This is a genomic window from Bacillus sp. FSL K6-3312, from assembly GCF_038007485.1.
Classification (GTDB): Bacteria; Bacillota; Bacilli; order Bacillales; family Bacillaceae; genus Bacillus; species Bacillus pumilus.
In genome coordinates, this window is sequence record NZ_JBBOXI010000001.1 from 1,628,237 (window position 1) to 1,650,050 (window position 21,814).

Below are 21,814 nucleotides of genomic sequence, written 5' to 3' on the forward strand. Positions count from 1 at the left end.
ATTTCATACAATGCCCAAAGCGATCCCTTACGTTTAAAAATTGGGGATTTTCCCATAATGTAATTGAGGTGATGAGACGTTGGAGGCTTTGTACTATTATTGGTCCATATGGTTCGTTTGGATTATCGTGACATTTATTATGGAAAAAAGCTCATGGCGCAATGTACTAGGCGTCTTTGTCCTTGTCCATATTATATGTAGTCATTTCATGATATCCATATTTGATATGAGCCTAAATGCAGGATACTTGATGACCTTTTTATATGCATGTGCGGGTTTCGTTCTATGCCGCTCTGGTCATCGAATAATGAGAATCATACAATTAGGTTCTATGGTAAGCGCATATGCCTTTTTTATGATATTTGCATTATATGACCCGGTTTGGTTCACGCTAATAAAAGTGGATTGGGTCGTATTTGCCTTGTTGATCTTGATGTCTTTGACATATGGACATCATTTCACAGAACGAGTCACCTTATGGATGATGTCTGTATGTCTTGGCGAAGCCCTTTATGCGCTCACGATTCACCGCCTGACATCATCGATTGTCATAGGAGATCTCTCTTTTCTGTCCCTTGTTGTTCAAGGGTCTATCTTCCTATTAGGTGTCGATCAGCTTGAAAAGCTCTTGAACACCCGTTCATCAAGAAAACCAGTAAAAGGGGCTGCAAAATCAACATGACGGATTATACGTTTCCTGTGATTATTGGTGTCATCTTTGGGATGGCGGCCAGGCTTTATATGTTAAGAACAGATTACCGGCAATACCCTACATATATTCATGGACAAGTGATTCACATTGCGCTTGGTTTTATCGCTTCAGGACTTGGTGCGATCATTATGCCAGCACTCATTCAGGAGGAATTTACGGCGATTACCTTTCTCACGCTGGCGGCCACGCAATTCAGAGATGTCCGCAATATGGAAAGAAATACGTTAACTCAAATGGATTCATATGAGCTAGTCTCAAGAGGCAGTACATATATAGAAGGTATTGCCATTGCCTTTGAAAGCCGAAATTATATTGCGATTCTCACGGCACTGATTACGACCACAGCTTGTATTTTCTTCTCGCTCGTTATTGGGACAGTGGTCGGTATTCTTTGTTTTTTCTTGGCAAAGCTATTAATGTCTGGCAGCCAATTAAAGGATATTGTCAACATACAAAAAGGAGAGCTTCGCTTTGATGGGGCAGGGCTTTATGTGAACGATATTTACATCATGAATATCGGATTGCCCGAAAAGCAAAAGCTCATATTAGAGCATGGGATGGGCTTTATTTTGACACCGAAAAATTTCAACGCAGCCACAACGATTGCCAACCTTGGGCAGCGGCAAGCTATTTTATTTGATTTATCCAATGTACTTGGTGTGTATCGCGACTCTGGTGAACCATCCCTCTGTCCGCTCGCAAAGCGTGATTTGAATAACGGCACACTTGGTGTGTTCATTTTACCGCAATGGTATCGTGAAGATTTAGCTGTCCGTGTATTAGAAGAAGTACCCATTTTGGAAAATGCCATCAGAATGCCGACAGAGTTCATAAAAAAGAAAGTGAGGTAATAGGGCATGGCGAACACCATTGAACAATTTATACTCGCTGTAGCTACAACAAATAAAGAGCGGGTCATGGGCGGAACAGCCGTTTTTTTCTGTGAAAATAAAGAAGAACTCGACATGTACGCCATGAATTTAGAGGCCATTTTAGATGGAATTGCACACGGAATTGGAGAAGATCTTTACTTGATTGTCAAACATTTTTAAGTTATTCATTGTGGTCTGATTAAAAATTGATATAATATATAAGTTGAACCCTTCATGTTTGAAGGGTTTATTTCATAAAACTGAATGAAAATTTTAAATCCCGGTTGAAACATGATGATGAACATATTGAATCGCGGCTGGATTGAAAGGAAGGGTACTATGGGTAAACCTGTCGTAGCCATTGTTGGAAGGCCCAACGTTGGAAAATCTACAATTTTTAATCGAATCGCAGGCGAAAGAATATCGATTGTAGAAGACACACCTGGTGTAACAAGAGATCGAATTTATAGCTCTGCTGAATGGTTAAATTATGACTTTAACTTAATAGATACTGGTGGAATTGATATTGGAGATGAGCCATTTTTAGCGCAAATTCGCCATCAGGCAGAAATCGCAATGGATGAAGCGGATGTCATCATCTTTATGGTGAATGGCCGAGACGGTGTGACATCTGCGGATGAAGAAGTCGCAAAAATTTTATATCGCACGAAAAAGCCAGTTGTACTTGCTGTCAATAAACTGGACAACCCTGAAATGAGAAGTGACGTGTATGACTTTTATGCACTAGGGTTTGGCGAGCCATATCCGATTTCTGGAACGCACGGATTAGGTCTTGGTGATCTACTTGATGCAGTTGCAGAACACTTTAAGAACTTACCAGATACGCAGTATGACGAACAAGTTGTCCAGTTCTGCTTAATCGGTCGCCCGAATGTAGGGAAATCTTCTTTAGTGAATGCGATGCTCGGAGAAGACCGCGTCATTGTCAGCAACATCGCTGGTACAACAAGAGATGCTGTCGATACGATGTTTACGTACAATCAGCGTGACTTTGTCATTGTTGATACAGCAGGTATGAGAAAAAAAGGAAAAGTATACGAAACAACAGAGAAATACAGTGTGCTTCGTGCATTAAAAGCCATTGATCGTTCTGATGTTGTCGCTGTTGTTCTTGATGGTGAAGAAGGTATTATTGAACAGGACAAACGTATTGCAGGCTATGCACACGAAGCTGGTAAAGCCGTTGTGATCGTTGTGAACAAATGGGACGCTGTTGAAAAAGATGAGCGTACGATGAAGGAATTTGAGCAAAACATTCGTGAGCATTTTCAATTCCTAGATTATGCTCCTGTCTTGTTTATGTCTGCTCTCACGAAAAAGAGAATTCATACGTTAATGCCGTCCATTATTACAGCTAGTGAAAATCATGCGATGCGCGTTCAAACGAATATTTTGAACGATATCATCATGGATGCAGTAGCCATGAATCCAACGCCGACTCATAATGGACAGCGCCTGAAAATTTACTATGCGACACAGGTGGCAATTAAGCCTCCGTCCTTTGTTGTGTTTGTAAACGATCCAGAGCTTATGCACTTTTCCTATGAACGTTTCCTAGAAAACCGCATTCGAGATGCGTTTGGTTTTGAAGGAACACCGATTAAAATATTTGCGAGAGCTAGAAAATAAAAAGGGTGAGCAGAATGAAGAAAATTTCAGTACTTGGAGCAGGAAGCTGGGGAACAGCTCTTGCTCTTGTATTAGCTGATAATCATCATGATGTACACATGTGGGGACATAGACAAGAGCTCATTGACCAAATCAATGAGAAACATGAAAATCATGATTACTTGCCAAATGTCGCACTGCCAGCGTCTATCCAGGCGACGACAGACATGAAGCAGGCGTTAGAGGGGACAGACGCTATTATTGTCGCTGTGCCAACAAAGGCCATTCGTGAAGTGTTGAAGCAGGCAAATGAGCTGATCACATCTAAAGTACCGTTTGTCCATGTCAGTAAAGGGATTGAACCAGATACACTTCTTAGAATATCTCAAATGATTGAACAAGAAGTCCCAGATGAGAAAAGAGAAGCTGTCGTCGTCTTATCAGGACCGAGCCACGCTGAGGAAGTAGGCTTGCGTCATCCGACAACTGTCACTGTCTCATCAGAAAATATTGAAGCGGCTCAATTTGTTCAAGATTTGTTCATGAACAACAACTTTAGAGTATACACAAACCCTGATGTGATTGGTGTAGAAATTGGTGGCGCACTGAAAAATATCATTGCTCTTGCGGCAGGGATCACAGACGGGCTTGGGTATGGTGACAATGCGAAAGCGGCGCTCATCACTAGAGGACTCGCTGAAATCGCACGTCTCGGTACAAAAATGGGAGGGAATCCTCTGACATTTGCCGGCTTAACGGGCGTTGGAGATTTGATCGTGACATGTACAAGTGTTCATTCACGTAACTGGCGCTGCGGAAATCTGCTTGGTAAAGGGTATAAGCTTGAAGAAGTGCTTGAAAAAATGGGGATGGTTGTCGAAGGCGTCCGTACAACAAAAGGCGCTTATCAGCTCTCCAAAGAATACAAGGTCAGCATGCCGATTACAGAGGCGCTTTACCACGTCCTGTTTGAAGGGAAAAAGGTCGACGATGCGGTCGAATCATTGATGGCACGTGTGAAAACACATGAAATGGAAGACCTTGTGAACATGTTTGAGAATCAAACAAAATAAATGGAAGACTGAACTTAGGCATGTAGAGGATGCAAGAAGGGGAAGACTTGCATAACATAGCAATGAAGTTTGAATAGAGCTTTGCCTCTACAGAATGAGGAAAAATAGTCGACCTAATGACTGAAGCAGAGTCCCCCTCTTTGCTTCAGTTTTTTTATGTGCTTTTTTCTGAATGATTGGAAAAATGATTGATATTTACCTTATTTTTGGTTTAGAATGAAATATAAACGCTTACAATTTGTTCGTTTTAAAGGGGGACAGGCACGATGAGTTTTGCTTTAATCAAGATGTGGTTTGCACTTGGTTCAATGGGGCTCATGTTTTTAGCTGTAGTAACCATTTATTTCAGTCGATTTAAGCTGAAGAGTCGGTTTCTTAAAATAACAGCCTCGACCGTCGCATATAGCTTGATGCTGATATCAGGTATCATTGTGTTTTTAGTTGTATTTAGCGGGCCGGTCAATGAATAAAGAAAAAGGAAGAATGTGATGATCAAAGCAAAAGTCAGTGTCACGTTGTTAGCACTTATTTTACTAACAGGATGTCTGTATCCAGAAAATCGCAAAACTGAAAACCGTGTGCCATATGAAGAGCAGCTGCAAAGCGTTCAGACAGCAATTGAGGAATTTCAAAAAGCAACAAATGGTCTTTTGCCGATTGAAACGAAAGAAGCAGACACGCCGGTTTATCAAAAGTACGTCATCGACTTTAAGCGCTTGTCACCAAGATATTTACACGATGTACCGTCGACATCTTTTGAAGGCGGGGGTGAATATATGTATGTCCTCACAGACGTCGAAAAAAAACCAACTGTGAAACTGCTTGATGTCAAAATGACGCAAACCATCAGTGAATTACGGCTTAGAATCAAAATATATCAAGATGAACATACATATCCGCCATACGGCAAAGTAGTATCAAACAATTTATATACGTTAAATGAAAAAAAGCTAGGCTTAAAATCGCCGCCTACGGTCATGAGCCCGGTGACAGGGAATTCCCTCCCATTACTGATTTCACCAAATGGCGAAATCTATGTGGACTACCGCAGTGACTTTGCTCATATTTTGAAGAATACGAAACGAAAGCTGAAACCAGGTGAAAACATTCAAGATGTCTATTGGCAGGAAACCCCGTTTGTACCCGCGTTTTCTGTCCCATATACCATCAACAAAAAAGGTGAGCCTGACTTTTTAGAAAAAAAGACGTCATAAACAAGAATGAACCTTTTTCCTCTGCATATAAATGAGGAGAAAGGTTTTTTTATGGCTAAACATACTCTCAAAACAAAAAAGGTGTCATATTCAAATAGGACAACGTCATACACATATATTGTCCAGACACCTTTCAAGCAAGTTTGATTGAAGAATAGAGTATTTTATTTGAAAACGAGGATAGCAAGTCCGGGAGGGGATCACTTGGAAAAAGTCGATATTTTCAAGGATATCGCTGAACGAACAGGAGGCGATATATATTTAGGAGTCGTTGGCGCTGTTCGTACAGGGAAATCTACGTTTATTAAAAAGTTTATGGAGCTCGTGGTGCTCCCGAATATCAATAATGAGGCAGATCGTGCAAGAGCACAGGATGAATTGCCGCAAAGCGCAGCAGGAAAAACCATTATGACCACTGAGCCAAAATTTGTACCGAATCAAGCGGCATCGATTCATGTGAGTGACGGTCTTGATGTCAACATCAGGCTTGTCGATTGTGTAGGATACACAGTCCCTGGTGCGCGCGGGTATGAAGATGAAAATGGTCCAAGAATGATCAACACGCCGTGGTATGAAGAGCCAATCCCGTTCCATGAAGCAGCGGAAATTGGCACACGCAAGGTCATTCAAGAGCATTCTACCATTGGTGTTGTGATTACAACGGATGGTTCTATTGGAGAAATTCCAAGACATGATTATATTGAATCTGAAGAACGTGTGATTGATGAACTCAAAGAGGTTGGAAAGCCGTTTATTATGGTGATCAACTCTGTGAGACCCTATCATCCTGAAACAGAAGCGCTGCGGCAGGAACTGAGCCAAAAATATGATATTCCAGTACTCTCCATGAGTGTAGAAAGTATGAGAGAGCAAGACGTCCTTAGTGTGCTTCGTGAAGCATTATATGAATTCCCAGTCCTAGAGGTGAATGTCAACCTTCCAAGCTGGGTCATGGTGCTGAAAGAAGATCATTGGCTGAGAGAAAGCTATCAGGACTCAGTGAAGGAAACCGTAAAGGATATTAAAAGATTAAGAGATGTTGACCGTGTTGTTGGCCAGTTCAGTGAATTTGACTTTATTGAAAGAGCGGGCTTAGCAGGGATTGAAATGGGTCAAGGGATTGCGGAGATTGACCTGTACGCCCCAGATGATCTATATGACCATATTCTAAAAGAAGTGGTTGGTGTAGAAATTAGAGGGAAAGACCATCTCCTAGAGCTCATGCAAGATTTTGCGCATGCGAAGACAGAATATGATCAAGTATCAGACGCCTTAAAAATGGTGAAGCAGACGGGATACGGAATTGCGGCCCCAGCCTTGTCAGATATGAGTTTAGATGAGCCAGAAATCATAAGACAGGGCTCGAGATTCGGCGTAAGACTAAAGGCGGTTGCGCCATCTATTCATATGATTAAGGTAGATGTAGAAAGTGAATTTGCACCGATTATCGGAACAGAGAAACAAAGTGAAGAGCTCGTCCGCTACTTAATGCAAGACTTTGAAGATGATCCGCTTTCGATTTGGAATTCAGATATATTTGGGCGCTCACTCAGCTCCCTTGTCAGAGAAGGCATTCAAGCTAAGCTGTCGCTGATGCCAGAAAATGCAAGATATAAACTGAAAGAAACACTTGAAAGAATCATCAACGAAGGATCAGGTGGTTTGATCGCGATTATTCTATAGCATGTGAGACCTCTCATTGACAGGGGTCTTTTTTTGCGTAAGGAATGAGTCATAAAAAGACAATTGTATAAAGATTAGTCAGATTCAGGCTGAAATTAGGAATATTCGTTCGTAAAAGTGCCCTTAATCCTTGACGAATAAGGATTCTTCCCTTTAAAATGCTTGATATGGTATTTCATATGTGTTAATCTACTTACAGAAAATCTTCACTTTGTTGGACAAACATTCCTTCAAAGAGTTGTTTTCTAATGAAAAGCCATGTATACCGCTTTCTATACGCTCTTTTTTTCGAAAAAAGTGTATAGAAAGAAGATGAATTGTGAAGAAATGATAACAATCTACTGAATGCATATTTTTGGGAGGAGGTGAAAGGCATGAACAAGACAGAACTTATTAACGCGGTTGCTGAAGCAAGCGAGTTATCTAAAAAAGACGCGACAAAAGCAGTTGATTCTGTTTTTGATACAATTTTAGATGCACTTAAAAATGGTGACAAAATCCAACTTATCGGTTTTGGTAACTTTGAAGTACGTGAGCGTTCAGCTCGTAAAGGACGTAACCCACAAACTGGTGCAGAGATCGAAATCCCTGCAAGCAAAGTACCTGCTTTCAAACCAGGTAAAGCACTTAAAGACGCGGTGGCAGGTAAATAATCGTTATGTGTAATGATCCTATTGTAGGAGTTATACATATACAGTTTCACACTGGTCTAGAAAAGCCCCTTTCATAAGGGGCTTTTCCTTTTGAATCAAAAGGTTCGTTTAGAACGCTCTCCTTTGCTTTTAGGATCTGAAGTGTGCTAGAATCTGATTGAAATGTAATCGCCTTTGGAGGATATAATACATGAGTGAAATAAATAAAGAACTAATCGAACACGCAGTACGCGATATATTAAAAGCCATCGGAGAAGATCCAGATCGTGAAGGACTTCTTGATACCCCTAAACGAGTAGCAAAAATGTATGAAGAAGTGTTCTCGGGATTAAATGAAGATCCAAAAGAACATTTTAAAACCATTTTTGGTGAAGACCACGAAGAACTCGTTCTTGTAAAAGATATTGCTTTCCATTCAATGTGTGAACACCACCTTGTACCTTTTTACGGAAAAGCGCATGTCGCTTATATTCCGCGCGGCGGAAAAGTGACAGGACTTAGCAAGCTTGCAAGAGCTGTAGAGGCTGTTGCCAAACGCCCGCAGCTTCAGGAACGCATCACATCAACCATTGCAGATAGTATGGTGGAAACACTCAATCCGCATGGCGTGATGATTGTCGTTGAAGCAGAGCATATGTGTATGACGATGCGCGGAGTGAAAAAGCCAGGTGCAAAAACAGTGACTTCAGCAGTACGCGGTACATTTGCAAATGATGCAGCGGCAAGAGCAGAAGTGCTTTCCTTTATTAAAAACGACTAATTCAATAGATGGAAGGTGAACAGATTGAGTGAAAATAAAGCATCTGATTTTGTAGTGATTAAAGCCAATGAAAATGGTGTAAATGTCATCGGCTTAACTAGAGGCTCTGATACAAGATTTCACCATTCCGAAAAGCTCGATAAAGGTGAAGTCATCATTGCACAATTTACTGAGCATACGTCAGCGATCAAAGTAAGAGGCGATGCTGTCATTCAAACAAGCTTCGGGGAAATTCAAAGCGAAGCAAAGAAATAAATACTTGAATGCACTTGATAGCATAAAAGTGAGAGCTGATATGGTATAATAAATCTCTATACAATGTGCAGGGCTACATATGAAACTGTAATTTTTGGGACAAGGGTGATATCTTTGCAAGACATCTACGGAATTTTATCTAATCTAAATATAAAATTAAATAAAAAGCTTTCTCATCCTTATTTGGCGAAACATTTACGTGCGCCACTCATCGATGAAGATAAGCTCCTTCTTTTTCATGCAATGTTTGATGAAGCTCAAATTGATGCAGAGAAAAAAGAAAATTATATTTTAACGGCGATGCTTGTGCAAATTGCCCTTGATACCCATGACGAAGTCACAACTGCTGCAGCGATCAAACAAGACGAATTCAAAAATCGTCAGCTGACGATCCTGGCAGGAGACTATTTCAGCGGTCTCTATTATTCTCTTCTCTCTGACATGAAAGACATCTACATGATTCGCACGCTCGCAACGGCGATCAAAGAAATCAATGAACATAAAATTAGACTGTATGATCGATCCATTCAAGATGCGGCGCACTTTTACAAAAGTGTAGCAACGGTTGAGTCTGCGTTATTCCAAAGGGTTTCTGAGCATTTTCAATTAACGCATTGGAATGAGATTGCAAGTCGTTTCCTTGTTTATAAGCGTTTCATGAAACAAGCAGAAGATGACAAACATTTAAAACTTTTTTTGAACGATAGCTATACGGACGCCTATACATGTTTTGACAACTTTGAGAATGAAGGCTATGAAAAGGCCAAACGATCAATCAAGGAGCATCTTGTTTCATCTCCGGTCGTTCAAAAAGAGCTATTAAATCGCCTGGATCATATGAAAAATGAACCTGCGTATCATCAGAAAGTGGAAGAAGGGTAAGTCATGCAGCAATCAAAAGAACAGCGAGTACACGGTGTATTTGAAAAAATTTATAAAAACTATGATCAAATGAACTCCGTCATCAGCTTTAAGCAGCATAAAAAGTGGCGCGATAAAACAATGAAACTGATGAATGTTCAAAAAGGAGCCAAAGCATTAGACGTATGCTGCGGAACAGCCGATTGGACCATTGCGCTTGCTGATGCTGTAGGCGAAAAAGGTGAAGTCAAAGGCCTTGATTTTAGTAAAAATATGCTGAGTGTTGGAGAAACGAAGGTGAAGACTGGGGGCTATAATCAAATTGAATTGCTTCACGGCAATGCGATGGAGCTTCCTTTTGAGGATAACACATTTGATTATGTCACGATCGGTTTTGGCCTACGGAACGTCCCTGATTACTTAACAGTGCTAAAAGAAATGACAAGAGTCGTGAAGCCTGGTGGAATGGTTGTCTGTCTAGAGACATCACAACCTGAAATGATTGGGTTTAAACAAGGCTACTATGTCTATTTCAAATACATCATGCCGCTCTTTGGTAAACTGTTTGCCAAAAGCTATCAGGAGTATTCATGGCTCCAAGAATCAGCCAAAGCGTTCCCTGGCATGAAAGAACTGGCGGCTCTTTTCGAAGAGGCGGGTCTGTCTGATGTCTCGTATCATCCATTTACGGGCGGTGTAGCAGCAACACATATCGGAAAGAAACTTTGAATAAACGATATTTGGGTGAAAATAATGAAACTAAAAGCAATGATCTCTTTTTTAAATCATGATATCGATATTATTGAAAAAGAGCTTGAACAAACAGTTCGCTCTGATTATGCATTATTAAGTGAAGCGGGTCTTCATTTGCTGCAAGCGGGCGGAAAACGAATCCGCCCCGTTTTTGTTCTCCTTTCAGGCATGTTTGGCGACTATGACATTAATAAAATTAAATATGTTGCCGTTGCGCTTGAGCTCATTCATATGGCATCGCTCGTTCACGATGATGTCATTGATGATGCAGAGCTGAGAAGAGGCAAGCCAACGATTAAGGCAAAATGGGACAATCGAATTGCCATGTACACAGGGGATTATATGTTTGCAAGATCTCTTGAGTATATGACAAAGATCAATCACCCAATGGCGCATGAAATTTTGTCAAAGATGGTCGTCGAGCTCTGTCTTGGTGAAATCGAGCAAGTGAAAGACAAATACAATATGGATCAAAACCTGCGTACATATTTAAGAAGAATCAAACGAAAAACAGCATTGCTCATTGCAGGCAGCTGTCAGTTAGGTGCGATAGCAGCAGGTACAGATGAGAAAACACATAAAGCCCTTTACTGGTTTGGCTACTATGTCGGTATGTCCTATCAGATCATTGATGATGTGCTTGATTTCACATCAACTGAAGAAGACCTTGGTAAGCCTGTTGGAGGAGACCTTTTACAAGGAAATGTCACACTCCCGGTCTTATATGCACTGAAGAATCCTACACTCGAAGGACAATTAAAGCTGATTAATAGTGAAACAACAGAAATGCAGCTAAAGCCTGTGATTGAACACCTCAAACAAACAGATGCGATCGACCGCTCGATTCGAGTGAGTGAAATGTATTTGAAAAAGGCATTCGAACAGCTAGACAAACTTCCTCGAGGACGAGCGAAAACGTCACTCGCTTCCATTGCCAAATATATTGGAAAACGAAAATTCTAATCAACATATTGTTGATTGGTTTTTTTGTGAAATTTTTTGTCAAAAATTGATTATTATATAAAAAAATGATACGATCACTTTGTAACAATGTAAGCCTATACATACATAAACGACGGGGTGGAGAACGTATATGGACAAAACATTTCTTATGGTCAAACCTGATGGTTTGGAAAGACAATTAATCGGTGAAATTGTGTCAAGATTCGAAAAAAAAGGGCTTCAGCTTGTTGGTGCAAAACTAATGAGTATTCCAAAAGAAGTAGCAGAAACACATTACGGAGAGCATAAAGAAAAACCATTCTTTGAGGAATTGGTTGACTTTATTACGTCAGGACCAGTATTTGCAATGGTATGGCAAGGTGAGCAGGTAGTAGATGTCACAAGACAGATTATCGGCAAAACAAACCCGAAGGAAGCGCTTCCGGGCACAATAAGAGGAGACTATGGATTGACGGTTGGAAAAAACATTATCCATGGCTCAGACTCACCAGAAAGTGCTGAAAGAGAAATCAACTTATTCTTCAAACAAGAAGAACTCACAAACTGGGATCAAACCATCTCAAGCTGGATTTATTAAAATTTAAGCCAAGGTGTTCATCAAATGAGCACTTTGGCTTTTTTTATATGAATATTTCTACACGAAATTTCGCATGAGATGATACAAATTTTCGATAAAAACAGCTATACTAGGACAAAGATAGATGAGACAGGAGAGGACTTTGATGGATCAATATCAAGTATTTGTTGGAAAATGGAAAAAACTAACCGGGGTGGATCTGAATTTATATAAAGAGGCACAAATGAAACGAAGATTAACGTCACTTTATGATAAAAAAGGATATAGAGATTTTGAAGCGTTCGCGGCTGCCCTTGAAAAGGATAGAGCACTATTAGACGAGACGATGGATCGAATGACGATCAATGTGTCAGAATTTTACCGAAACTATCAGCGCTGGGAAGTGCTTGATCAAAAAATTCTTCCGCTGCTTTTGAAAAACAGCGGGACCCTAAAAATATGGAGTGCAGCATGTTCGACAGGAGAGGAGCCGTATACACTCTCAATGCTTCTATCAAGCCATCCGCTTGTGAAGGACTTCCAAATTATTGCAACTGATATTGATGATAAAGTGCTGCAATCAGCTCAAAAAGGAAGATATCATGAACGATCACTGCAAGAGGTACCAGATCAAATCAAGCAAAAATATTTCACAAAAGAAGATTCTTCATTTTACAATGTGAAGGATGAGGTGCGAAAGCACATTCAATTTAAAAAACACAACCTTTTAGCAGATCCTTATGAAAAACAGCTGGATCTTATCGTGTGCCGAAATGTCCTTATCTACTTTACAGAAGAGGCAAAAGAAGAGATTTACATGAAAATGAGCAGCAGTTTAAAACCAAATGGCGTATTATTTGTTGGTTCAACTGAACAAATTTTTCACCCAGAAAAGTTTGGACTGACATCTGCCGATACTTTCTTTTATCAAAAGAAGGGGTTGTAGCTGACTTTTTAGTAGTAAGTGTGTTATCATAGTTTTACTTAAAAGCGTTAATGCGATGAAGGGAGATCGAGTCATGAGATACTTAACAGCAGGTGAATCACATGGTCCACAATTGACCACCATTATTGAAGGCGTTCCGGCGGGACTTTACATAGAGCAGGATGACATCAACTATGAATTGGCTAGAAGACAAAAAGGCCACGGCCGCGGCAGAAGAATGCAGATTGAAAAAGACCAAGCAAAAGTGTTAAGCGGTGTTCGCCACGGGAAAACATTAGGTTCTCCTATTGCACTTGTCGTTGAAAACAACGACTGGAAGCATTGGACAAAGGTGATGGGGGCAGAGCCGATCACAGAAGAAGAAGAGAGTGAAATGAAGCGTCAAATTTCACGCCCTAGACCAGGACATGCGGATTTAAATGGTGCGATTAAATATGGACATCGTGATATGCGAAACGTATTAGAGCGTTCATCAGCCCGTGAGACAACCGTTCGCGTAGCAGCAGGCGCAGTCGCTAAACAAATCTTGGCTCATTTAGGAATCAAGGTAGCTGGCCACGTTCTTGAAATTGGCGGAGTGAAAGCAGCTCATACGGCATATGAATCGATTGAAGATTTGCAAAAGGTAACGGAAGAGTCACCTGTTCGCTGCTACGACAGTGAAGCAGGTCAAAAAATGATGGATGCCATTGATGAAGCGAAGAAAAACGGTGATTCAATTGGCGGTATTGTGGAAGTCATCGTTGAAGGAATGCCGGTTGGAGTCGGAAGCTATGTTCACTATGACCGCAAATTAGACAGCAAGCTTGCAGGTGCTGTTCTGAGTATCAACGCTTTTAAAGGGGTCGAATTTGGTATTGGCTTCGAGGCGGCTTCTAAAAATGGTAGTGAGGTCCATGATGAAATCATCTGGGATGAAGAAAAGGGCTATACGAGAAAAACAAATCGCTTAGGTGGTCTTGAAGGCGGAATGTCAACTGGTATGCCAATTGTCGTAAGAGGGGTCATGAAACCAATCCCAACGCTTTACAAACCGCTTCAAAGCGTTGACATTGAAACAAAAGAACCTTTCTCCGCAAGCATTGAGCGTTCTGACAGCTGTGCTGTCCCTGCCGCAAGTGTTGTCGCAGAAGCAGTCGTGGCTTGGGAAATCGCCAATGCTGTGGTGGAGCAGTTTGGCCTTGATCAAATTGACCGTATTAAAGAAAATGTTGAAAAAATGCGCCAGCTTCAGAGGGAATTTTAATGAAAACACTGGAAGTTAAGACGTCTTCAGCCACTTATCCTGTATACATCGGTGATGGGATTAAATGCAATATCGTCGACTTGATGACTTCCACGGGGCATTCCTATACGAAGCTCTTAATCGTGACAGATACAGCGGTTGATGCCATTTACGGCGATGAAATGATTCGATTACTTAAGCAGAAGTGGTCTGTGCATAAAGTGGTTGTGCCAAGCGGAGAGCAGTCGAAATCTTTTGCTGAGTTTGAGCATATTCATACGAAGGCCATTCAGTTTCAGCTGGATCGCTCCTCGTGCATCATTGCGCTTGGAGGCGGCGTAATTGGCGATTTGGCTGGCTTTGTTGCTGCTAGTTATATGAGAGGCATTGATTTTATTCAAGTTCCGACGACACTACTGGCACATGACAGTGCAGTTGGCGGGAAAACGGGGATTAACCACCCGCTCGGTAAAAATTTAATCGGTGCGTTTCATCAGCCGAAAGCCGTGATCTATGATACGAGCATGCTTGAGACTCTATCTCAAACTGAAATGAGGTCAGGCTTTGCTGAAGTCATCAAACATGCCCTCATTTCAAGTGAAGACTTTTTATCAGAGCTGATGTCTATTCGTTCTTTGGCGGAATGTTCAAAGAGCGAGCTGGCACATATACTGTATCAAGGGATTGAGGTCAAAGCGTCGATTGTTCAAAAAGACGAAAGAGAACAAGGCGTGCGTGCATTTTTGAATTTAGGTCATACACTTGGGCATGCCATTGAAGCAGAGTATGGATACGGCGTTATTACGCACGGAGATGCTATTGCAATCGGCATGCAGTTTGCGCTATATGTGAGCGAAAAGAAGCTGGGACTCAGCCTCAATCGGACGGAACTAAAAGAGTGGATGAAAGAACTCGGATTTCCGGTACAAGTCACTCAAGATATTTCCACGAAAACATTTGTTGACCGGATGATTGGTGATAAAAAGGCAAGAGGCGGAACCGTTCAATTTGTTTTATTAAAGCAGATTGGGGAGGCTGTCTTGCAGTCTTTCACCAAAGATGATCTGCATCAATGGCTCGAAGAATGGAAACGGGAGGAGGGATGTCTATGATGTTTCGCGGGATACGTGGGGCTACAACTGTGACAGAAGATACAGAAACAGAAGTGTTAAATAAAACGAAACAGCTGCTAGAAGCGATTATTTCAAGAAATCAAGTAGATCCAGAACGTGTCGTGCAGATCTTAATTTCAGCTACACAAGATATTCACTCCGTTTTTCCGGCAAAAGCCCTTCGTCAGTTTGAAGGGTGGACGTATGTGCCTGTTACTTGTATGCAGGAGCTGGACATTCAAGGCGGTCTAAAGCATTGTATTCGCGTTTTAATGACGGTCCAAACAGACACAAAGCAGGAAGATGTGCAACATGTGTACTTGGAAGAAGCTGTGACGCTTCGCCCTGATTTACAGTTGACAAAAAACAAGGAATTATAATACGATATGAACAGCCGAAGTTTACACACAGGTGTAAACGGCATTGCAAGTTTAGAAAAGATGAGAATGAGACTAGGGTAGTTGAGATGAGTAGAGTTGAGCAGAGATACGATACGTCTATTTCATCATACTGCCTAAAAGAGCACCCCTCTTTTAGGCTTATTTCGTATACTCATACAAACCCTCTATATGTCCCCTCATTCTCCTTAATCCCATTTAAGGAGTGTGTTTATGAATTCCCAATCAAATTTGACCCAATTTTTAAGGGACAGCGAGTCCCACAAAACGATTCCAATTGTTGAAACCATTACAGTTGATACGCTCTCACCGATTCAAATTGTCGAAAAACTCAAGGCAGATATTGTGTATCTACTAGAAAGCAAAGATGAGTCTTCTAGCTGGTCGAGATATTCCTTCATCGGATTACATCCTTTTTTAACCTTACACGATGACCAAAACGAATATATTGCACGTGACGCTGCTGGGCAGGAGGTCATGAAAAAACAAGAACTGAAAGACTTATTAGACTGGATGAAAGAGCAATATCAAATCAAGACACCGGACGTTGACATCCCGTTTACAGGCGGGGCAGTTGGGTACTTAAGTTACGATCTTATTCCAAGCATTGAACCCTCTGTCAGGCCTCACCTAAGCGCACCAACGACAGACAATTGTACTCTATTTGTCTGCCAAACGATGATTGCCTTTGATCATGAAACGAATCATGTTCATTTTATCCAATACACCCAGCTAACCGGAAATGAAACAGAAGACGAAAAAATACGAGCTTACAAAGAAAATCAAAAGCGGCTTGAACAGATGATTCACAAGCTCCATACAAAGGTCGATATGAAAGAACTGATTTTATTAGGGAATATGAACGAATCACCGTCCTTTGAACATGTGACATCAACCTATGAAAAAACACAATTTCTAAAGGACGTAGAAAAAATCAAAGAATACATTCGAGCGGGTGATATTTTTCAAGGCGTACTCTCACAGCGCTTCGATATCCCAGTGTCAGTGAGTTCATTTGAATTATACCGTGTGCTTCGCATTGTGAATCCATCTCCATACATGTATTTTATGAAATTAAAAGACCGTGATTTAGTCGGAAGCTCACCAGAACGATTAATTCATGCCAAAAATAGGCACCTAGAAATTCATCCTATTGCAGGCACTAGAAAAAGAGGAGCAACAAAAGAAGAGGACGCCGCACTGGCAAGAGAGCTGCTAGAAGATGAGAAAGAAAAAGCAGAACATTACATGTTAGTAGATCTAGCCAGAAATGATGTCGGCCGCGTAGCAGAATACGGCAGCGTGTCCGTACCGACCTTTACAAAAGTTGTGAACTTTTCACATGTCATGCACATCATCTCCATTGTGACAGGGAAGTTAAAGCAGGATACACACCCAGTTGATGCACTCATGTCCGCATTTCCAGCAGGCACATTAACAGGGGCACCGAAAATAAGAGCGATGCAATTATTAAATCAAATGGAGCCTGAGCCAAGGGAAACGTATGGCGGCTGTATTGCCTATATTGGATTCGATGGTAATATCGACTCTTGTATTACCATTCGCACCATGAGCGTCAAAGATCAGATAGCTTCCATACAAGCAGGCGCTGGCATTGTCGCAGATTCTGTTCCAGAAAATGAATGGGAAGAGACATGTAACAAGGCAGGAGCGCTTCTGAGGGCCATTCAGCTTGCTGAACATATTTTCTCAGAAAAGGAGAGTGTGCAGGATGAATCAGCGACTATCAGCTCTTGTTAAAGGAGGCTTCCTATCAGAAAATGAAGCACATAGACTAATGCATGATATGATGAGCGGCTCTTTAACAGATGCTGAAGTCGCTGCAAGTCTATCGATTTTAGCGCATAGAGGAGAAACCGCTGAAGAAATGACAGGCTTCGTGAGGGCCATGCGTCAAAAAGCAGAACCAGCGGAAAGATCGCTTGATGTCGTTGACACATGCGGCACAGGAGGCGATGGACTCTCCACATTTAATATATCAACCGCAGCTGCTATTGTAGCTTCCGCCGCTGGTGCTAAAATCGCAAAACACGGAAATCGTTCAGTCTCTTCTAAAAGTGGAAGTGCCGACGTGCTAGAGTGTCTTGGGATTCACATTCAATCCACTCCAGAAGAAACAAGAAGGCAAATACAAGAAAAAAACATGGGCTTTTTATTTGCACCACTGTACCATTCATCTATGAAACAAGTAGCAGCAGTCCGCAAGCAGCTTGGCTTCAGGACGGTATTTAATCTATTAGGACCGCTTTGCCACCCGATGCAAGCCAAAAAGCAAATCATCGGTGTGTATGCAAAGGAAAAGGCAAAATTAATGGCGGAAGCCCTTGCTCCATTAGAGCCAGAGCATGTCCTGTTTGTATGCGGGGAAGACGGGCTGGATGAATTAACGATTACAGCCAATTCATATGTGATTGAACTCAAAAAAGGTGCCATGACAGAATATACGCTAAACCCAGAAGACTTTGGACTGAAAAAAGGATACTTATCAGATATTCAGGTCCAATCACCGGAAGAGAGCGCGAAATTGATTCAGAATATATTGAATCATCAAACAGAAGGGGCGCCGCTTCATATTACAGCTCTGAATGCAGGCGCGGCTTTATATATCGCAGGCAAGTCAGAAAGCCTCATGGCAGGAACATTAAAAGCATTAGAAACGATAAAAAACGGAGCAGCCAAAGAACAATTGGCTCGTTTAAAACAAAAAACGAAAGAGGAAGAGATCTATGCTTAATCAAATCATTGCACGCAAAAAAGAACATATCCAAACGTTGCAGTTACCTCATGATGGACACTATGAAAGACGATCATTTAAAGAAGCACTGATGAATCCTCACCGTTCGATTGGGCTCATTGCTGAGGTGAAAAAGGCATCTCCTTCTAAAGGAATCATTCAGCCGAATTTTGATCCTCTGCAAACAGCAAAAGCATACGAAAAATCGAATGCTGATTGCTTATCAGTCTTAACAGATGAACCATATTTTCAAGGGAAGAACGAGTATCTTTCATTAATTAAAGAACACGTCGCACGTCCAATTTTAAGAAAAGACTTTATCATCGATTCAATACAAATAGAAGAGTCAAGACGTATCGGTGCAGATGCCATTTTATTAATTGGAGAAGTACTTGAACCGCAACAGCTGTATGAATTCTATGCTGAAGCGAAGGAAAAAGGACTAGATATTCTTGTTGAAGTTCATGCAGCAGATACACTGGAACATATCTTAAACCTATTCACCCCCGAAATCATTGGCGTGAATAACCGAAATTTAAAGACATTTAAAACAACAGTTGAGCAAACAAAAGAGATTGCACCACTTGTTCCAAAGGATGTCTTACTAGTAAGTGAAAGCGGTATTCAGACATTTGATGATCTAACCTTTGTCAAAAAACATGGAGCGAGTGCTGTCCTTGTAGGTGAATCATTAATGAGAGAACCCTCACAAGAAAAAGCCGTTCAGACGTTATTTGGAGAATGACCACGATGAAGCCTTTTTTAAAATATTGCGGGGCGGTCTCACTAGAAGATGTAGAATGCATTGCGCAATCTCAAGCAGATGCGATCGGATTTATTTTTGCTCCAAGTAAAAGACAAGTCGATCCAGATCAAGTGAAACAATGGCTCACCGAGTCGCAGTGCAGGAAAAAGATTACGGGTGTATTTGTAAATGAAAAAATCCAAAAAGTGTGCGACATCACAAAGCATATTCCTTTAGATATCGTGCAGCTGCATGGAGATGAAACACGGGAGGATGCAAAAGAAATAAAACAACAAACAGGAGCGGTAGTGTGGAAAGTCTTTCATCACGATCGCAATATAAAAGAAACACTTGATCAAATGACGGCATTTGCGCCGTTTGTCGATGGTTTTCTCATTGATGCGAAAGTAAAAGGGATGAGAGGCGGTTCTGGCACAGCTTTTACATGGGAAGCGGTACCTGTATACAATCAGCAAGCGAAACGACTGGAGAAAACATGCATCATTGCAGGCGGAATAACACCAGAAACACTGCCAGAGCTTCTTGCCTATGGCCCAAAAGCGATCGATCTTTCAAGCGGCATAGAAGAAAACGGGAAGAAAAGCAGCGCTAAGATCAAAGCGCTCGAAGAAAGGATGTTAAACGATGTACGCATATCCAAATGAGCTTGGCAGATATGGAGAATTCGGAGGGAAATTTGTTCCCGAGACGCTCATGCAGCCACTCAAAGAAATAGAACAAGCATTTAACGAATTAAAAGAAGACCGAGCTTTTAAGCAAGAATATCTTTCTCTATTGCAAAACTATTCAGGCAGACCGACTGCGCTGACATATGCTGATCAATTATCTGCATACCTAGGCGGCGCAAAAATCTATTTAAAAAGAGAAGATTTAAACCATACAGGTGCTCATAAGATCAACAATGCACTTGGTCAGGCACTGCTTGCAAAAAAAATGGGGAAATCAAACATCATCGCGGAAACAGGCGCTGGACAGCACGGAGTAGCAGCTGCAACGGTGGCCGCCAAGTTTGGATTATCGTGCACGGTATTTATGGGAAAAGAGGATGTGGAGAGACAATCTCTCAATGTATTCCGAATGAAACTACTTGGCGCTGAAGTCATACCTGTCACAAGCGGAAACGGCACATTAAAAGATGCAACGAACGAAGCGATCCGTTATTGGGTCCAGCACTGTAGTGATCATTTCTATATGATCGGTTCAGTTGTAGGACCTCATCCATATCCCCAAATCGTCAGTGAGTTCCAGCGGATGATTGGTGATGAAGCAAAAGAGCAGATGCTTAAAAAAGAAGGCAGGCTCCCACATAAAGTCATTGCTTGTGTCGGCGGCGGAAGTAATGCGATTGGAATGTACCGAGCGTTTTTGGATGATGAGATTGATTTGATTGGTGTAGAAGCGGCTGGAAAAGGAATCGATACGCCGCTTCATGCAGCAACCATTACGAAGGGGACAAAAGGAGTTATTCATGGATCTTTGACCTATTTAATCCAAGACGAATTTGGCCAGATTATTGAGCCCTATTCCATTTCAGCTGGTTTAGATTATCCCGGGATCGGACCAGAGCACGCATATTTACATGCGAGCGGCCGGGTTCAATATGTGAGTGCTACAGATCAAGAAGCATTGGATGCTCTAAAGCTGCTGACAGAAAAGGAAGGAATCCTGCCAGCGATTGAATCAGCACACGCTTTAGCCAAGGCGTTTGAAATGAGCAGGACGATGAGTGAAGATGAAATCATCCTTGTCTGCCTGTCAGGAAGAGGAGATAAGGATGTGCATACATTAATGAATGTGCTTGAAAGTGAGGGCAAAACCAAATGATCACATTTCAATTAGAGCAAGGCGAGAAATTATTCATCCCATTTATTACGGCAGGGGATCCGTCAGAAGAAATCACGATCGATTTAGCTTTGTCCCTTCAAGCAGCCGGTGCACATGCGATTGAGCTAGGTGTTCCTTATTCCGATCCGCTAGCAGACGGTCCTGTCATTCAAAGAGCCTCCAAAAGAGCTCTAAATCATGGCATGAATATCGTAAAAGCGATAGAATTAGCAGGGAAGATGAAAAAAAACGGTGTAAAAATTCCTGTAATTCTATTTACGTATTATAATCCTGTGTTACAATTAGACACAGAATACTTTTTCGCTTTACTGCGCAAAAATCATATTTCGGGACTCTTAACACCCGACTTGCCTTTTGAAGAAAGCAGTGAGCTGCAAAAGAACTGTCAAACATATGACATTTCATATATTTCGCTCGTTGCACCAACCAGTAAGGAACGATTAGTAAATATAGTAGAGCAGGCAGAAGGTTTTGTGTATTGTGTTTCATCTCTTGGTGTAACAGGTGTCAGACAAACCTTTGACGAATCGATTACTGATTTTATTCAACAAGTGAAACAGCTGAGTCACATACCGGTTGCGGTCGGTTTTGGCATCTCAACAAGAGAGCAGGTAGACTCAATGAATAAACTGAGTGACGGCGTCGTTGTAGGAAGTGCACTTGTGAAAAAAATTGAAGAACTTCAGGATCAATTGTTAGCAAGTGATACTCGTCAAGACGCTTTAAGAGAATTTGAAACCTATGCAAAAACATTTAGTCCCCTCTATTCATTCAAATGAGGTG

General features: G+C 41.4%; 25 protein-coding genes. All 25 read left to right on the top strand.

The window, feature by feature from the left end; all coding sequences use genetic code 11:
• Positions 1–79: 79 nt before the first annotated feature.
• The 25 genes from MHI11_RS08335 (at position 80) to trpA (ending at position 21,810) form a co-directional block, all read left to right on the top strand.
• Positions 80–682, top strand: coding sequence for a YphA family membrane protein (locus MHI11_RS08335; RefSeq protein ID WP_340960834.1), 603 nt, complete (start codon positions 80–82; stop codon positions 680–682).
• A complete protein-coding gene (locus MHI11_RS08340) occupies positions 679–1,563 on the top strand; it encodes a YIEGIA family protein (protein ID WP_003215905.1) in 885 nt (294 codons plus the stop codon). Before MHI11_RS08335 ends, MHI11_RS08340 begins: the two co-directional genes overlap by 4 nt.
• 6 nt (positions 1,564–1,569) lie before the next feature.
• Complete coding sequence (locus MHI11_RS08345; protein WP_003215794.1) at positions 1,570–1,764, top strand: capping complex subunit for YIEGIA; 195 nt, start codon at positions 1,570–1,572, stop codon at positions 1,762–1,764.
• A 159-nt stretch (positions 1,765–1,923) separates the two neighbouring features.
• Complete coding sequence (der, locus tag MHI11_RS08350) at positions 1,924–3,234, top strand: ribosome biogenesis GTPase Der (RefSeq protein ID WP_003215663.1); 1,311 nt, start codon at positions 1,924–1,926, stop codon at positions 3,232–3,234.
• 14 nt (positions 3,235–3,248) lie between these two features.
• Entirely contained in the window at positions 3,249–4,286 is a 1,038-nt protein-coding gene (locus tag MHI11_RS08355) for an NAD(P)H-dependent glycerol-3-phosphate dehydrogenase (protein ID WP_003216041.1), read from the top strand.
• Between the two features lie 266 nt (positions 4,287–4,552).
• Positions 4,553–4,756, top strand: coding sequence for a DUF2768 domain-containing protein (locus MHI11_RS08360; protein WP_034318888.1), 204 nt, complete (start codon positions 4,553–4,555; stop codon positions 4,754–4,756).
• Positions 4,757–4,774: 18 nt separating this feature from the next.
• Positions 4,775–5,500 (top strand): hypothetical protein, encoded by a 726-nt coding sequence (locus MHI11_RS08365; RefSeq protein ID WP_340960835.1) that lies wholly within the window; start codon positions 4,775–4,777, stop codon positions 5,498–5,500.
• Between the two features lie 204 nt (positions 5,501–5,704).
• A complete protein-coding gene (gene spoIVA, locus MHI11_RS08370; protein WP_003215616.1) occupies positions 5,705–7,183 on the top strand; it encodes a stage IV sporulation protein A in 1,479 nt (492 codons plus the stop codon).
• 374 nt (positions 7,184–7,557) lie between these two features.
• A complete protein-coding gene (gene hbs / locus MHI11_RS08375; protein ID WP_003215863.1) occupies positions 7,558–7,836 on the top strand; it encodes a non-specific DNA-binding protein Hbs in 279 nt (92 codons plus the stop codon).
• Positions 7,837–8,026: 190 nt separating this feature from the next.
• Entirely contained in the window at positions 8,027–8,596 is a 570-nt protein-coding gene (folE, locus tag MHI11_RS08380) for a GTP cyclohydrolase I FolE (RefSeq protein WP_003215789.1), read from the top strand.
• 24 nt (positions 8,597–8,620) lie between these two features.
• The gene (gene mtrB / locus MHI11_RS08385) at positions 8,621–8,851 is read left to right on the top strand and encodes a trp RNA-binding attenuation protein MtrB (protein WP_003216082.1); all 231 of its coding nucleotides are present in this window, start codon (positions 8,621–8,623) and stop codon (positions 8,849–8,851) included.
• A gap of 114 nt (positions 8,852–8,965) precedes the next feature.
• Complete coding sequence (locus tag MHI11_RS08390; protein ID WP_003215666.1) at positions 8,966–9,733, top strand: heptaprenyl diphosphate synthase component 1; 768 nt, start codon at positions 8,966–8,968, stop codon at positions 9,731–9,733.
• Positions 9,734–9,736: 3 nt separating this feature from the next.
• Positions 9,737–10,441: a demethylmenaquinone methyltransferase gene (locus tag MHI11_RS08395; RefSeq protein WP_034661076.1), complete on the top strand. Its 705-nt coding sequence runs from the start codon at positions 9,737–9,739 to the stop codon at positions 10,439–10,441.
• Between the two features lie 24 nt (positions 10,442–10,465).
• Positions 10,466–11,428 carry a heptaprenyl diphosphate synthase component II gene (hepT, locus tag MHI11_RS08400; RefSeq protein ID WP_340960836.1) on the top strand — a complete coding sequence of 321 codons (963 nt, stop codon included), beginning with the start codon at positions 10,466–10,468 and terminating at the stop codon, positions 11,426–11,428.
• Between the two features lie 130 nt (positions 11,429–11,558).
• Entirely contained in the window at positions 11,559–12,005 is a 447-nt protein-coding gene (gene ndk, locus MHI11_RS08405; protein WP_340960837.1) for a nucleoside-diphosphate kinase, read from the top strand.
• A 145-nt stretch (positions 12,006–12,150) separates the two neighbouring features.
• A complete protein-coding gene (locus MHI11_RS08410) occupies positions 12,151–12,930 on the top strand; it encodes a CheR family methyltransferase (protein ID WP_044141103.1) in 780 nt (259 codons plus the stop codon).
• A gap of 73 nt (positions 12,931–13,003) precedes the next feature.
• Complete coding sequence (gene aroC / locus MHI11_RS08415) at positions 13,004–14,176, top strand: chorismate synthase (protein WP_012010383.1); 1,173 nt, start codon at positions 13,004–13,006, stop codon at positions 14,174–14,176.
• Positions 14,176–15,267: a 3-dehydroquinate synthase gene (aroB, locus tag MHI11_RS08420; protein WP_044141104.1), complete on the top strand. Its 1,092-nt coding sequence runs from the start codon at positions 14,176–14,178 to the stop codon at positions 15,265–15,267. Before aroC ends, aroB begins: the two co-directional genes overlap by 1 nt.
• A complete protein-coding gene (gene aroH, locus MHI11_RS08425) occupies positions 15,264–15,647 on the top strand; it encodes a chorismate mutase (RefSeq protein ID WP_034661065.1) in 384 nt (127 codons plus the stop codon). The genes aroB and aroH overlap by 4 nt, the downstream gene beginning before the upstream one ends.
• A 231-nt stretch (positions 15,648–15,878) precedes the next feature.
• A complete protein-coding gene (gene trpE, locus MHI11_RS08430; RefSeq protein ID WP_044141105.1) occupies positions 15,879–17,426 on the top strand; it encodes an anthranilate synthase component I in 1,548 nt (515 codons plus the stop codon).
• Positions 17,398–18,420 (top strand): anthranilate phosphoribosyltransferase, encoded by a 1,023-nt coding sequence (gene trpD / locus MHI11_RS08435; RefSeq protein ID WP_044141106.1) that lies wholly within the window; start codon positions 17,398–17,400, stop codon positions 18,418–18,420. Before trpE ends, trpD begins: the two co-directional genes overlap by 29 nt.
• Positions 18,413–19,165 (top strand): indole-3-glycerol phosphate synthase TrpC, encoded by a 753-nt coding sequence (gene trpC / locus MHI11_RS08440; protein ID WP_044141107.1) that lies wholly within the window; start codon positions 18,413–18,415, stop codon positions 19,163–19,165. The genes trpD and trpC overlap by 8 nt, the downstream gene beginning before the upstream one ends.
• 5 nt (positions 19,166–19,170) lie before the next feature.
• Positions 19,171–19,830, top strand: coding sequence for a phosphoribosylanthranilate isomerase (locus MHI11_RS08445; RefSeq protein ID WP_080773003.1), 660 nt, complete (start codon positions 19,171–19,173; stop codon positions 19,828–19,830).
• A complete protein-coding gene (gene trpB / locus MHI11_RS08450) occupies positions 19,811–21,010 on the top strand; it encodes a tryptophan synthase subunit beta (protein WP_044141110.1) in 1,200 nt (399 codons plus the stop codon). The genes MHI11_RS08445 and trpB overlap by 20 nt, the downstream gene beginning before the upstream one ends.
• Positions 21,007–21,810: a tryptophan synthase subunit alpha gene (gene trpA, locus MHI11_RS08455; protein ID WP_044141111.1), complete on the top strand. Its 804-nt coding sequence runs from the start codon at positions 21,007–21,009 to the stop codon at positions 21,808–21,810. The genes trpB and trpA overlap by 4 nt, the downstream gene beginning before the upstream one ends.
• Positions 21,811–21,814: the final 4 nt, after the last annotated feature.